4 protein-coding genes are annotated in these 14,290 nt (G+C 66.8%); 1 reads left to right on the top strand and 3 read right to left on the bottom strand.

The genetic code is table 11. The annotated features are described in order from the left end of the window. Nucleotides 1-67: 67 nt before the first annotated feature. The 3 genes from CGZ88_RS04765 to CGZ88_RS04755 all read right to left on the bottom strand — a co-directional run bounded on the left by CGZ88_RS04765 (nucleotide 68) and on the right by CGZ88_RS04755 (nucleotide 9,165). The gene (locus tag CGZ88_RS04765) at nucleotides 68-1,411 is read right to left on the bottom strand and encodes an AAA family ATPase (RefSeq protein ID WP_423734412.1); all 1,344 of its coding nucleotides are present in this window, start codon (nucleotides 1,409-1,411) and stop codon (nucleotides 68-70) included. Between the two features lie 277 nt (nucleotides 1,412-1,688). After that, entirely contained in the window at nucleotides 1,689-7,700 is a 6,012-nt protein-coding gene (locus CGZ88_RS04760; protein ID WP_101671236.1) for an Ig-like domain-containing protein, read from the bottom strand. A gap of 40 nt (nucleotides 7,701-7,740) precedes the next feature. After that, nucleotides 7,741-9,165, bottom strand: coding sequence for a serine/threonine-protein kinase (locus tag CGZ88_RS04755; protein ID WP_101671235.1), 1,425 nt, complete (start codon nucleotides 9,163-9,165; stop codon nucleotides 7,741-7,743). Between the two features lie 297 nt (nucleotides 9,166-9,462). On the opposite strand from CGZ88_RS04755, the gene CGZ88_RS04750 reads away from it, so the two are divergent. Beyond that, entirely contained in the window at nucleotides 9,463-14,289 is a 4,827-nt protein-coding gene (locus CGZ88_RS04750) for a PD-(D/E)XK nuclease family protein (protein ID WP_051198800.1), read from the top strand. Nucleotide 14,290 lies beyond the last annotated feature (1 nt).

Raw genomic sequence — 14,290 nt, 5'->3', positions numbered from 1 at the left:
GGGATGACGGCGATGTGGATTGTCGGCGGCGAACATCCACCGCGCAATCCACATCGGTGCACAATGCTCAGTGCACGTCGAGCTGCGGAGCGGGGATCTCGCCGAGGATACGCGTGAGCACGTCCTCTGGCGTGTTCGCCGCGAACACGGCGTCCGACGTGAGCAGGATACGGTGGGCGAGCACCGGCACGGCGAGCGCCTTGACGTCGTCAGGGATCACGTAGCCGCGTCCGTCGGCGGCTGCCCAGACGCGCGCGCAGCGTGTGAGCGCGAGCGCGCCGCGCATCGACGAGCCGACGGCGATGCTTTCGTCATGGCGGGTGCTTTCGACGATGCGCATGATGTATTCGAGGATCGCGTCGGCCACCCTGACCTTGTTCGCGATCGTGCGCATCGCGAGGATGTCGTCGCCGCTCGCGACGGCCTTGAGTTCGCCGGCGCGGTCGGTGATGTTCACCTGGCGCAGGATGTCGAGGCTGTATTCGGTCGACGGATAGCCGATCGTCGTCTTGATCAGGAAACGGTCCATCTGCGCTTCCGGCAGTTTATACGTGCCGAGCTGCTCGATCGGGTTCTGCGTCGCGATGACGATGAAGGGCTGCGGCACCGGATGCGTGTGGCCGTCGACGGTCACCTTCTGCTCCTCCATGACCTCGAGCATCGCCGACTGCGTCTTCGGCGAGGCGCGGTTGATTTCGTCGGCGAGGACGATCGACGCGAAGATCGGGCCTTCGCGGAAGCTGAATTCGCCGGTCTTCTGGTCGTAGAACGTGACGCCGACGACATCCGACGGCAGCAGGTCCGGCGTGAACTGGATGCGCTTGAACGAGACACTGACCGAGTTCGCGAGCGCACGCGCCAGCTGCGTCTTGCCGGTGCCCGGATTGTCCTCGAGCAGCACGTGTCCGCCGGCGACGAGCGCGGTGACGCATTGGCAGATCGGCGTCTCCTTGCCGACGACGGCCTGTGAGACGTTGTCGACGATCGCCGAGAAGTGGCGGCGGAAGTCGGTGATCTCGTCGTTGCTCGCCGCGCCGGTGCCGGCGACGGCGCCGATTGGCGGCAGCGCGTTGTGCACGGTCGCCGTCATGCCGGCGGGGGAGTGCACGACCGGCGCGGAGACGGAGGGTGCGGAGACGGAGGGAGTAGTGGAGATGGAGGGAGTAGCGGAGACGGCTGGCGTGGACGGCATCGACGTGGTCGCCGATGCGGGCGGCATGACGACTGGCGGCGTGACGACCGGCGCGGTCACCGGCGTCGTCGTCTCGGCCGCGGCGACGATCGTCTCGGTGGCGCTCATCGGCGTGGCGGACGTCGCAGAAGACGTCGATGTCGCAGTCGTCGATGTCGCGAGGACCGTGCCTTCGTCGTCGAGGTCGGTGTCGGTCGTCGTATGCGTGTGCTCGAACATCTCGCGCGTCGGCAGATCGGGCATGACGACATGCGGCACCGACGGCTTCGGCATCGACGTTCCGGCGAGCACCGTCTCGTCCGCGCTCGCGGCGGCCGCGTTCTCGACCGCCGATTCATCGGTGCCGGCGAGCACCGTCTCCTCGTCGATGTCCTTCCCGTGCGGGGTCTCGTTGGGCTTCGTCATCTGCTGACTCCTTGTGTTGATGATGGCTTGTGTTGATAGTTCGATGTGTGGATGAGTTGTTTGGTGATGATTCGTTACTGCGCGCGGTGGCTTACAGGAATACCATCGAGCGGCTGCCCGGCACGGCGACGAGCTGCCCGTAAGGCCGCAGTGCACGCTGACGGAAGGCGCTCGGCTGGGCCTCGCCGCTTTCCGAAGGCGACGGCGAAGGCTCCGGCTCGCTCGGCGACGGCGACGGATCCGGCGTCGGAGCTGGCTTCGTCGCGCGGATGCCGCGCACCTGACCGTCGATGGACGCTGTGAAGTTTTGGTCTTCGGCCATCGTCACTTTAAGATTCCAACGTGCGTCCTTGGGGGTGCTGTCGCTAGCCTGAACTTCCACCGTGTCCTTCTGCGTATAGGCTTGCGGCGCGCCCGGTACGGTCAGTTCGTACGTGTAGTCCTGCGTGTAGGCGTCCACGGCACCGTCGTTATGGACGTGGATCTTGTTGGGATCGGTCCTGTCCCATTCGAGCCAGAACTTGCCTTGATCGATATGTGGATTCACTTTGTACTTGTATTCGGTGTTGTGCTTGGAGTCCTTCTTATCGCCAGGTTTATTCATGAAATACGGTGTCACCTCAGCTGGCGGACATGTATCCCAAGGATTGATGTCCGTTGTGGCGGAACCACGAGGTTCCTTCATGCCTGATGCAGAACCGAAATCAAGCTTCACTTCCTTGACTCTGCCTGTGGATTTCCAAGCCACTGTGCAGACTTTGCCGGAGCCTTCAAGCTTGGTGATTGTGACGGCACCGATGTTCACTGTGATTGGAATCGGTGCAGACGGCGCGGATGTGCTCGGCTTCGCTCCAGGCTTTTCTGGATTGATGGTCGCCGTCACGGAGAAATCCTTGAAATACATGTTGTCATCTTCAATGTGGATTTGCTTCTCAACGGTTTTGCCGGAGCAATCTACGGATCCATAAGATCCGAACGTAATCGTCGAGCAGCCGGCATTGCGCGTGTTGTTGACGGTGGCTGTGAGGACGATTTTGTCTTCTGCGGTCTGCTTCGCCACTACGCTTGGCGCTTCCGGATCGCCGTAGACCTTGTCCGCATTGGTCTTGGGCTCAGAAGGCGTGCCCGTGCCGACCTCGTTCGTCGCCGTCACGGTGACCGAGAACGTGCCATCGCCGATTGCGCTGTTGTCAAGCGGGATATCCAACTCGGTTTTCAAGCCCTCAGACGGGCGTGGCGTACCATTGACGGTGACCGTATAGCTCTTTGGCGCGCTCGCCGTGTCCTTTGGCGCGCTCCAGGACACATGCAGCTTCTGGTAGCCGCCGATCACTCGCACATCCTGTGGCGCATCAGGCGTCTTGTCCGGCTTGCCGTTGGCGGTGTCGGAGGATTCGGACCAACCGACTTCGTTCTGTGCACGCACGGTGAACGTGTACTCAGTACCGTTCTTCAGGCCGGAAATCAGGCAGGAGGAACCGGGATCGCACAGCTTCTTGCCGTCCTTCCAGCTGACTTCATATGCAGTGATTGGGCTGCCGTTCGCGTTGCCCGGTGTCCAGCTCACGATGACGGCGCCGTCCTGTGATTCGGCCTTGTTGTGAATGATCGGCGCGTCCGGCCTGTCCACGACCGAGAACGTGTAGGTGGCCGTCACCTGGCGGTCGGCACTGCCGGTTGCGTCGCCGATCGTCACGAGGACGCGCGTCGACGATGCGCCGATATCCTTCGCCGCCGTCACCGAGATGCGCGAACCGTCGACCGACACGGACAGCTTGCCGCCGTCGTCGCTGGCCGCGGACACGATCTTGAGCGGCGAATCGGGGAACGGGTTGTAGGCGTCGGCGAGCACGTCGACGGTCTTCGTTTCGCCGGCCTTGATGCGCGTCGTTGTGCCATTGACGCGCGCGAGCGGTCGCGTCGACGCCGTCACGCGCGCCGTGAGGCCCGCCTGCACGACGCCGCCGTTGCTGCCGTAGGCGATCGTGATCGGGATCGACGCGGTCGCGCCCGGCTTCGCCGTCGTCTCCGCGCTCACGGTGAGCTTGCCGTCGGCGTCCACGCTTGCCGTGATGCCGCCGGAGGTCGTGCCGCCCGAATACCTGAACTTCGCGTCCTCGTCGGATTCGGTTGTGTGCGTCAGCGCGCGCAGATCGATCGTCGTCGGGCTTTCGCCGGCGACGACGTCGACGGTCGTCGACGAGAAGGTCGGCGCAGGCATCTCATGGCCGATGACGGTGATCGGCAGCGTGATGACCGACGAATTGACGATCTTGACGTTGCCTTTGCCTTCGCGTTTGCCGTCGGTCACCGTGAACGTGATCGACGCGGGGCCGCCGTAGTCCTTCGCCGCCGTGAACTTGAGCGTCTGATCGTTGACGTAAAGATCGTTGTTCGCGGCCTTCGTCGCGCTGACCGAATCCTTCTCGACGACGGCCGTCTTGCCGACACCGACGCGCACATAGTCGGCGATGTTGATCGTGATCGACGATCCGGCGTTGACATTGAGCGGCGGCGCCTTCGGGCGCAGCTGCGGCGGGAAGACGCCGTAGGCGGGCACCATGATGAAGGCCGTCGACGTGATGTCATGCTCGGTGTTCGTGACCGTGTACGGCACGGCGCGCGCCTCGTCGGTCAGCTCGATCGAGATCGTCGTCTTCTTGCCGGAGGCGATGTGCGCGTGGTCGCGCGCCGACTCGTCGACGTCGACGGCGAGCACGTCGCTCGAGCCGGAGGGGTTCGCGATGAACTTCGAGACGTCGACGTCGACCGAACGTTTGTCGATCGTCGCGATCGCCGGCACGTGGTAGTCATAGGCGGTCGGCGGCTCGATCGGCGCCTTCGGGTCGACGTTGACGGTGAGCGTCGCGCGATCGGTCAGGCCCGCCTTGTTCTTGATCGTGTAGACGATGTAGCCGGTGCCGGCCGTCGACGGCGTCGTGAACGAGACCATGTCGTTCGTCACCTTCGCGTCGACGACGCCCTGCGCCTCGAGTTCCTTGACGACGGTGAGCTTGCTGTCGTCGCTCGCGACGTCGTTGAGGAGCACCGGCACCGTCGTCGCCGTGTTCGGGCGCAGCGTCACCGTGTCGTCGCGCGCGTAGACGCTCGAGTTCGCGCCGCTCTTGAAGATGCCGACGCGCACGTTCGCCTGCGCGCGCCGTCCGGTCCAGTCCTCGACGGCGTAGCTGAACTCGTCGGTGCCCGACGAATCCTCGTACGCTTCGTAGACGAGGTAGTCGGCGCTGACTTCGCTGATGCGGCCGAGCTGCGGCACCGTGTTGCCCAGACCGAGCAGCTGCACGTCGTCGCCATCGTTGTCGATGCCGCGCAGCGTGATTGGGATGCGGATCTTTTGACCGGCGGCGACCTGCGCCTCGACGTCCTTGGGGCTTGCGGCGGACTTCGCCTCGGCGTCGGCGCGATGGACGTTGAACGTGATCGTCGCCGAAGCGCTGTTGCCGAGCGTGTCGGTGACGGTGTAGGTCACCGGGTAGGAGCCGGGTTCGCCCGGCGCCTGGTAGCGCACGATGTCGGAGGCGACGAACACGAGTCCCTTGAACGTGCTCGCGTCGTACTGCAGCTTGTTGCTCAGTGTGATCGTCGTGCCGTCCGCATAGGTCACATGGTCGGGCACGTCGACGGAGACGATGCCGCCGGTGCGCACAGAGACGTCGACGTTGCTCGCTTTCGGCGCGCTGCTCGCGCCGGACAGCGCCGGCGGCTGCAGCACGATCGTGCCGGTTGACGATCCGGCCGCGTTCGCGACCGTGTATTCGATCTCGACGGGAGCCGTCGGCAGCTGCATCGCCGTCAGGTAGACGCGTTTGTTCGAGACGATGCCGGCCTTGATGCTCGAATCGGCCGGCGCGCGGACGTCGGTCACCGAAAGGACGCCGCCGAGCGGATCGACGTCGTTCGTCAGCGGTTCGACGATTGCCGTGTTGTCTGCGCCGAGCAGCGCGACGTCGTTCGCGGCGACCGGGCGCGACTCGTCCTTCGTCAGCGCCTCGACTTCGACGCGTACGAGGCCGGTCGCGGGGATCGTGCCCTGCGTGGCCGTGTAGGAGACGTAATAGGTGCCGGTCTGCTGCGCCGTGAACGTGAATCCCATGTCCGAGGGGTGCGGCGAGGCGGTCGTCTTGTCCGGGGCTTCGACGTCGCTGATCTTGACGGGGTCGACGGAGGTGCCGTGCACGTAGGGCTTGAGGTCGATCTGCGTGGCCGTGTTCGGCGTCGTGCGCTTGACGACCGGGTCGATGCTCGCCGGCAGCGTATGCGCCGGGCGCACGGCGAAGTACATCGTGCCGGTCGCCGTCTCCTTGCCGTCGGAGACGGTGAGTTTGACGGTCGCGCGTCCCGAATTCATCGACCCGGCGTTGAACGTGAGCTGGCCGTCGGCGCGCGTCGAGACGGTGGCCTCCTCGGTGTTCTCGACGTGCGCGTCGACGAGCGTGAGCGGGTCGCCGTCCTCGTCGACGAAGCCGCCAAGCGCGTTGCCGGTGTAGCTTGCGCCCTGCTCGACGTCGATCTGCTCGGGCGTTTCCGTCTGGCGCGGCGCATGGTTGCTGGAGTTGGATTCGAATTTGAGCGTGACGGTCGCCGAGCTCGTCTGGTCGCGGCCGTCGCTGATCTCATAGGTGAAGCTCGCCGTGCCGGTCGACGCGTCGGCGGCGTTGAGTTGCAGATAGCGGCCGTCGTAGATCGGCGAGACGGTGATCGAACTGTTCTTCGGCGCGCTCACCGACGTGATGCGCAGCACCGAGCAGTCGGTCTGCTCGTCGTTGCGCAGCACGTCGAGGATCTGGTGGGAGCCGACGCGCGCGCCGAACTCGTCGTCCGCGGCTTTGATCTGCCCCGATTGCGACGAGCACTGCTTCTCGAAGTTGCGTTTGCTGTTCGTCGATTCGTCATTGTTCTGTTCGCGGCTTTCCTGCTTGGTCTCGATTTTCTTCCACTGGATCTTGATGACGCTCGTGTCGACGTCCGGGTTCCACAGGTTGCCGTTGAGCACGTCGTTGAGCACGGCGCGGCGATGGTTGACGCGGTAGACGAGCTGCGAGGTGGGCGTGATCTCCTCGAGCGTCGTGAACTGCGCGTCCGAATCGGCCGAGCACACCTTGATCGCGTTGTGCGCCTGCTGCGCCCACGCGCCCTGCACGCAGCCGCCGAGGGACACCGGTTGCGCCGGCTCGCCTTTGGCGCCCGAGCTCAGCAGCAGCGGATCGCCGTTCTTCGCCGACAGGTCGACGAGCGCCAGGCCGCTTTGCGCGCCGGCGGCGACCCAGTCGTCCTGCTCGCCGTCGACGCTCGGCGCCTGCAGCGTCAACGGTCCGGCGTCCTCGAATTCGGCGCTGCCGTCCTTGTCCCAGATGAGACGGTCGCCGGAGGAGATGACCGGATGGTCGCCGACGACGGTGAACGAGTCGGCGGACTGCGCGCCGTCGGCGAGCTGCGTGACCTCGCGCGGCTCCATCGACGATGCCGGATTGACGGCGAGGACCTTCGCGTCGCGTGGACGGTAGCCGTAGACGGTGCCGTCGTGCGTGACGGCGATCTTGCCGCCGACGCCGAGCTTCATCGTCGGGTCGCTGTCGACGGGACGGATCGATTTGACGTCCGAGGCGTCGCCGATCCAGACGCTGCCGCGCTGCGTGTCGAACATCGCGACGGTGTCGCCGCCCACATACGTGCGGATGCCGTTCTTCGTCGGCGTCGTGTCGGCCATCGACACCGTCGCCTGGTCGATTGACGCCGTCGACGCGTCCTCGTCGAGCATCGTGACGGCGCCCGCCTGCGCGACGTCGAACTGCGCGCCGCTGGCCATGACGGCCACGTCCGGCTCCTGCAACGCCACGTTGAAGCGCGCCGCCTTGCCGTCGTTGAGCGACGTCACCCACACGGTGCCGTCGTCGAGCTTGAGGTGGCGTTCGGTGACCGAGCTGACGATGAACGCGCCGACGATGACGGCGAGCACGGCGAGCAGGCACACGAGCGGCACGAGCCACGGCCTCCTGCCGGTGCGCAGAATGGACTGCAGCCGTTCCTTGCGGCGCGTGTCGCGCTCGTATCCGCCGTCCATACGCTTGCCGTTGAACTTCATCGTCGCCTCTTCTCCATCATCTCCGTAGTGTCTGTGCCGTTCACTTGACCGCGCAGGTGGTCGCCGGCGTCGACGACATGCGCCGGTCCTGGCGCACGATGCTCACCTGGATGCAGGTCTGCGCGCCGTCCGAGGCCGGAACCTCGACCGACGTCCCCTCGATCAGCTTCGCGTTCGCCTGCCCGGAGCCCGTGCCGTCGATGACCGACCATGCGTAGCGGTCGCCGTCCTGCGGATCGGGGTTGCTCCACGTGAACTTGACGGTGTCGCCCTGATAGGCGCCGGACAGTTCAATCGGCGAGGGCACCGTCGCCGTGACGTCGTCATCATCGTCGTCGCCTTCCGACGTGCCATTCATGCCCGGGTTGACGACGGCGGCCGTCTTCGTGTCCCCCGAACGGTCGATGTTCGGCAGGATGACAGCGGCGAAGACGATGCCGAACACGACGAGCACGGCGACGACGACCGCCGTGATGATGAGCGGCTTGCGGTTCTTCGGCTGCGCGGCCGGCGCGGCCGGCAACGCCCCCTGCGCGCCCGCCGTCGCCATCGCGGCGCGCGTCGGATACGGCTCGATGCCCTGCACGTTGACCGGCGTCGCATGCCCGTACAGCTGGATCTGCACCTCCTGGAGCGCGCGCGCGAATTCGACGGCTGTGAAATAGCGGTTCGCCGGATCCGGGTCGAGCGCCTTGAGCAGCACCCGCTGCAGCGATTGCGGCACGTCGGCGCGGTTGATCGGCAGCACCGGCTTGTGCATGATGCAGTCGACGAGCTCGTCGATCGTGTGCGGATTGTACGCGTATTCGAACGGCGACTTGCCGGCGAGCATCGCATACAGCGTCGCCGCGAGTGAATAGATGTCACTGCGGTCGTCGCCCGAGCCGCGCGAGGCGATGACCTCCGGCGGCGCCCACGGCGGCGAATAGCCGGTGCTGCGATGGTCGTAGATGTTCGTCGCGATGCCGAAATCGGCGATCGCCGGCACGCCCTGCGCCGTGATCAGGATGTTGCTCGTCTTGAGGTCGCGGTGCACGGTGTTGCTGCGGTGCGCGAGATAGAGCGCGCTCGCGAGCTGCACGCCATAGTCGAGCGTGCGTTCGACCGAATAGACGCCCTGCTTGGCGATGATGTCCTTGACCGATCCGGCGGGAGCGTATTCGAAGATCGTGTACGGACGGCCGTCGTCGGTGACGCCCGCGCCGTGGACGGTGAGGATGTTCGGATGCTGCAGCGACGCCATGAAGACCGCCTCGGTCTTGAAGCGCGCGCCTGCCTTCGAATCGAGATGCGTCGTGCCGACCTTGATAGCCACGTCGCGTTCGGTCGCCTCCTGCCGGTAGCGGAAGACGTAGGCCGTTGAGCCCTTGCCGATGACGCCCACGTAGCGGTATCCCCTCAGACGTGGAGGCACCGGGGTGCCCGCCGGTTTGCGTGCGGCTGTGGATGCGGTCCTTTGTGGCATGAAGCTGATTCCGTCCTTTTCGCCCTCGCCGCGCCGTCGCCGACGCGGTTCCGCCCCCGGGTCCACATCGGCGACGGCGCGCGTATGCGCGTGTCGTTCCTCTCTGCACCATCATGGCCGAAATGGTGGTCAAGCACACGGCGTTACTCACGATGCGGATGCCGCCGTTCCACGGGCGTGTCGGACGATGCAGCCGATGGCGCGCGGAGCGCCGAGGCGTTATGCTGGGAAACCGGGCCGGTTGCCGAAGCTGGCGGCCGGATGAAGGAACGATTGGCCGGATCCAAGGGGAACGCCATGCAGGAATCGAAATCGAAGCGGTCGCAACGGGCGCAGGAGCCGCAGCAGCAGAAGGAAGCCGACGAGCGCGCCGCCGCGGCCATCGACAAGGCTGTGCGCGACGCGCTCGCGAGCGCGCCCGTGCGCACGGTGCTCGACGCGCGCAGCCACGACGCGCGCAACGCGGAATCAACGGACGCACAGAAGGATCGCACGGCGCCGAGCGTGCTCGTCGTCGGGGCGCCGCGCAGCGGCAAGACGACCTTCGCGATCGACGCGGCGAAGGAGGCGATGACGGCCTTCGGTACGCAGGACGCCGTGCTCACCGTCTCGAATCGACGACTCGCCGACGACTACGCGCCCGAACTCATTCGCCATACCGGCGTGAGCACGAGCACGCGTCCGGCGACGACGCTCAACGCGCTCGCGTTCCGTCTTGTGACCGCGGCGCGCGCGCATGCCGGCGAGCCGTTGCCGCGACTGCTCAACGGCGCCGAGCAGGACGCGCTGCTGCGCCGCGTGCTCGCCGTGCATCTCGACCATGTGCGCTCGGGCGACATGTGCGGCACGTGCCGCCTGCTGCGCGACTATTTCCAGAACGAACGGTGGACCGCCTTCGTCGCCGACGGCGATGCGGCCGCGCAGGACGACGACGCTTCGGCGCCGGCGACGACCGAGTCGCTGCTTGAGGAGGGCGTCAGCGCCGCATTCGTCGCCCAGTTGCGCGACATGCTCGCGCGCATGGACGAGGTCGGCGCCGGCGCCGACAGCGAGGCGGCGATGCTCGCCGCCGTCGAGCACTGCGGCATGCGCGGCGAGCGGCTGCGCATCCAGTGGCGGCTCGCATATGCGCTGCGCGCCGAATACATCGCGACGATGCGCGCGTCCTATCCGGACGAGTACCGCCTCGACGCCAGCTATCTGCAAGTCGCCGGCACCGAGGCCGTCCGCACGCTCGACGAGGGCGACCTGCCGAGCATCGTCATCGTCGACGACGTGCAGGACCTCACGCTCGCCGGCTTCGGCTTCCTCGAAGCACTGCACGGACGCGGCGTGCGGCTCGTGCTCGTCGGCAATCCGGACGAGTCGGTGCAGTCGTTCCGCGGCTCGTACCCTGAATACCTGTTTAGGCAGATCGACGAACGCCTGCGCCCGGCGCGGATCACGCTCGCCGACGCCGGCGGCGACGACTATCTGCGCACTGTGCAGGCGCGCGTGAGCCTGTCGATTGCGACGAGCGAGGACGGTCTCGCGCCGATGCCGCAGCGGCCCGGCAAGATGCCGCCGCTGCCCGGTGCCTACCCGATTGCGCCGGTCACGCCCGACGACTCGGTGCTCGCGGCGCTCTACCGCACGCCGGTCGAGGAAAGCGACGACGTCGTGTGGCACATCAAGACCGAGCATCTGCTTCATGGCACATCGTGGAACGACATGGCCGTCATCATGCACGACAACGACGCGATCCGCGCCTACGGCGAACGTCTGCGCCGCGACGGCGTGCCGGTGCGCTTCTCGTCGGTGACGCGTCCGCTCGCCGACGAACCCTTCGTCGAAGGACTGTTCTCGCTCATCGAACTCGCGCAGCTGCGCCGCGACGGCGTCGCGAGGCGTACGACGCCGCTCAAGGCGCTCGCCGCCTTCGTGCGTTCGCGTGTGCGCGCGATCGTCGCGAGCCCGCTGCTCGACGTCGCGCCGAAACAGCGCGACGACGCCCACGACGACGCGACACATCCGATGGACATGCATATGATCGACGCCGCGATGCGCGCGCTGCAGTCGATCGCCGACGTGCAGGACCGCGCCGAACTGATCCGCAAGGTGCATGATGGCGAGGCCGCCGATCCGGCGCGCGCCGCACTCGGTACGCCCGGCACGCCCGTCGAAACCTGCGCCGAAGTCGACGGGGGTGCCAGCGCCGCGCAGACCGAGGACATATCGGCGAACGATGAGGTGCAGCCATTCGACATGATCGCCGCCGACGGCGTCTCCGACGATGTGGCCGCGGGCTCGTCGCTCGGCGAGCTGCGCAGGATGTGGACGGCGCTGCATGACGCGGCCGTCGCTGCGCACGCCGCCGGCAACGTGCATGTGCTCGGCGACGAGGACGGCGATGACGTCGGCTTCGGTGTCGACGCGCTGTATCTGCTGCTCGCCGACGACGGTGCGCCGAAGGTCGTCGAGACGGTCGCGTCGATCTGCGGCGCCGGGGCCGGAGGCCGCCGCCACGTCGGACGCAACGCGCCCGCGCGCCGTTTCGCGCGGCTGTGGGAGTACGTCGGCCGGATCGCGCGGCAGCTGCGCGCGTTGGGGACGCAGGATGCCTCGCGGCCGCGCTTCGCACTCGAGGCCGCATGGGGCGTGTGCGACGTCGCAACCCATTGGCAACGCCTCGCATTGTTCAACACGCCGGTCGGGCGCGCCGCGAACGACCGCCTCGACGTGGCGATGCGCCTGTTCGACTACGTGGACCGCAACGGCGGCACGATGTCGATTACGACCTTCATCAACCAGGTGCGCCAGCTGCAGATCGAAGCCGATTCGCTCGCGAGGACGGCGCCACTCGACCAGGCCGTCACATTGACGACGCCCGCCGGTGCCGTCGGACGGCACTGGCGCCATGTATGGCTGCCGGGCGTGCAGGAGAGCGTATGGCCGAACCTCGCGGCGCGCAACACGATGTTCGGCGGCGAGGACCTCGTCGACATCCGCCTGTACGGCGAGCTCGACATGACGCGCGCCGAACGCACCGGGCAGCGCGACATCGTGCTGCAGAAGGTGCTCGGCACCGAGCAGAAGAGCTTCCTCGTCGCGTTGACGCGCGCTGACGTGCAGGCGCATGTCAGCGCGACGCTCAACGACGACGCGGTGCCCTCCGAGTTCCTTTATGGCTATATGCCCGAGCATTTCGACCGCGCGCGAGATGCGAAGCCGGAGACGCGCGTCTACACGAGGCTGGGGGACGGTGACGGGCTGGCGCTCGACGCGGACGCGCGCGGCCTCATCGCGCTTGCCCGCGCACGGCTCGCAGCGGCGGCCGGCGGCGGCGTGGACGACGCCGAGGTGGACGACGCCATCGACGCGCTCGCGCTGCTCGCCGTCAACGGCTACGCCGACGCTGGCCCCGGCAACTGGCCGTTCCTTGGCCTGTGGGGCGAATACCGGCCGGAACGCAAGTCGGGGGAGACCGCCGCGTCCACCGATGCCGCCACGGCGAACTCCAACGCGAACGCCGCTGTGGAACACGGCGTGGAACATGGCCGCGGCCGCGACGGCAACAGTCTGCTGCGCGCGACGATTCCGAGCATCTCGAACGTGCCCTTCATCCCCTGGAGACATGGGGAAGCGGCCGCGTCGCACGGCGAGGACACGCCGGACGCCCACGGCGCCGCGCAGTCGTCCTCCCGGCCGCCGCGGCCGACGTGTCCGACCGGCGCCGACGGAGCGCCGGTCGTCACCCTGTCGCCGTCCGCCGTGGACGCATTGTGGGGATGCCCGGTGTGCGCGCGCATGGAACGTGAGTTCTTCGGGCCGACCGTGCAGCCCTTCACGCTCGACTACGGCTCAATCGTGCATGCCGTGCTCGAACATGCGACGCGGATGGGCTGGGACATGCCCGGCTACCAGGACCGGCTCGATCTGGGCGACGCGCAGCTTGAGGCGCGCTTCCGTGAATCGGATTCGCCCGACTACGCGACGTGGGACGAGGTCGCGCGCCGGCGCGCCGAACGCCTCGCCGAGCGGATGATCGCCTACTACGAGACGCTGCGCATCGACCCGCAGACGCTGCGCGACGCCGACGAACGCTATGACGCGACGCTGCGCGACGAACGCACGCGGCAGACCCTGCTCAACGCGGCCGACTATCTCGTGCGCTCGAACCTGCCAATCTACGAGCAGGGGCCGGAATCGACCGAGGAGCGCACGGTGACCTCCATCGGCCGTAACGGCAAGAAGAGGACGAAGAACGAACGATGTCCGCGCCGCTACACGCATAGCAGCCTGCCGACGGTCGGCACGCTCGTCGAGGCCGAGGCGGAGATCTCCTTTGACGCGTCCTTCACGCTCGCCGACGTCACGGCGGCGTTCAACGATGCGACGAAGCTGCAGCTCGACGCCGACCAGCTCGCCGCGGTCATGGGCGCGCTCATCGGCGGCTGGCCGTGCGAGTGGGACCATCGGATGCGCATCCGCCTGACGGGCCGCATCGACCGCCGCGAGACGCGCCGCGACGAGGGCGGCGCGTTGAGCTGGCGACTCATCGATTACAAGACCGGCCATGCGCACGGGCGCGTCGAGAACTTCAGCGACCTGCAGCTCGTGTGCTACCAGTTGGCGATGCGCTTCCCGCACACCGAGGGCGGCGACGCGGGCATGCGGTCCGTGCGGCTGCCGGTCTCGCGCGCCGCGTTGTTCGACGTCGCCGAGGTGACCTATCCGTCGGCGAAGAAATCGAAGGCGGAGATGCACTACCAGGAGCCGCTGTTCGACGGAGATGCGCTCAACACGGCCCAAGTGGGCAAACGCAACGATCCGAACAGCACCTACGCGATCGCAAAGCTCGGCGGATTGTTCCCGCAAATCAAGACCTTCGGTGACATCACACCGCCCGACGGTGTGGACGAGGAGGTCTGGGCGATGCTGGCGGCGAGCGCGCGCGCCGAATCGAAGTTGCTCGTATGGTCGCTGACGATGATCGCGCGCGTGTTCTACGCGGCCGCCGCCTCGCTGGCGTCGACGATCGACGCGCATCCGACGCCGGAGCACCTCAAGTATTGCCATGACAAACCGATCTGCCCGGCATGCGCCGAGAAGATGCAGACCGTGTACGAGACGAAGGGGATGTGAC

Source organism: Bifidobacterium anseris, from assembly GCF_002860345.1.
GTDB lineage: Bacteria > Actinomycetota > Actinomycetes > Actinomycetales > Bifidobacteriaceae > Bifidobacterium > Bifidobacterium anseris.
Note: the sequence above shows the minus strand (reverse complement) of the source record. Positions and strands in the feature narration are given on the sequence as shown.

Bases quoted from the DNA above. Each gene is read 5' to 3' on its own strand.
- CGZ88_RS04765 (WP_423734412.1), bottom strand. From the start codon at position 1,411: ATGTTCGAGCACACGCATACGACGACCGACACCGACCTCGACGACGAA.
- CGZ88_RS04760 (WP_101671236.1), bottom strand. From the start codon at position 7,700: ATGAAGTTCAACGGCAAGCGTATGGACGGCGGATACGAGCGCGACACG.
- CGZ88_RS04755 (WP_101671235.1), bottom strand. From the start codon at position 9,165: ATGCCACAAAGGACCGCATCCACAGCCGCACGCAAACCGGCGGGCACC.
- CGZ88_RS04750 (WP_051198800.1), top strand. From the start codon at position 9,463: ATGCAGGAATCGAAATCGAAGCGGTCGCAACGGGCGCAGGAGCCGCAG.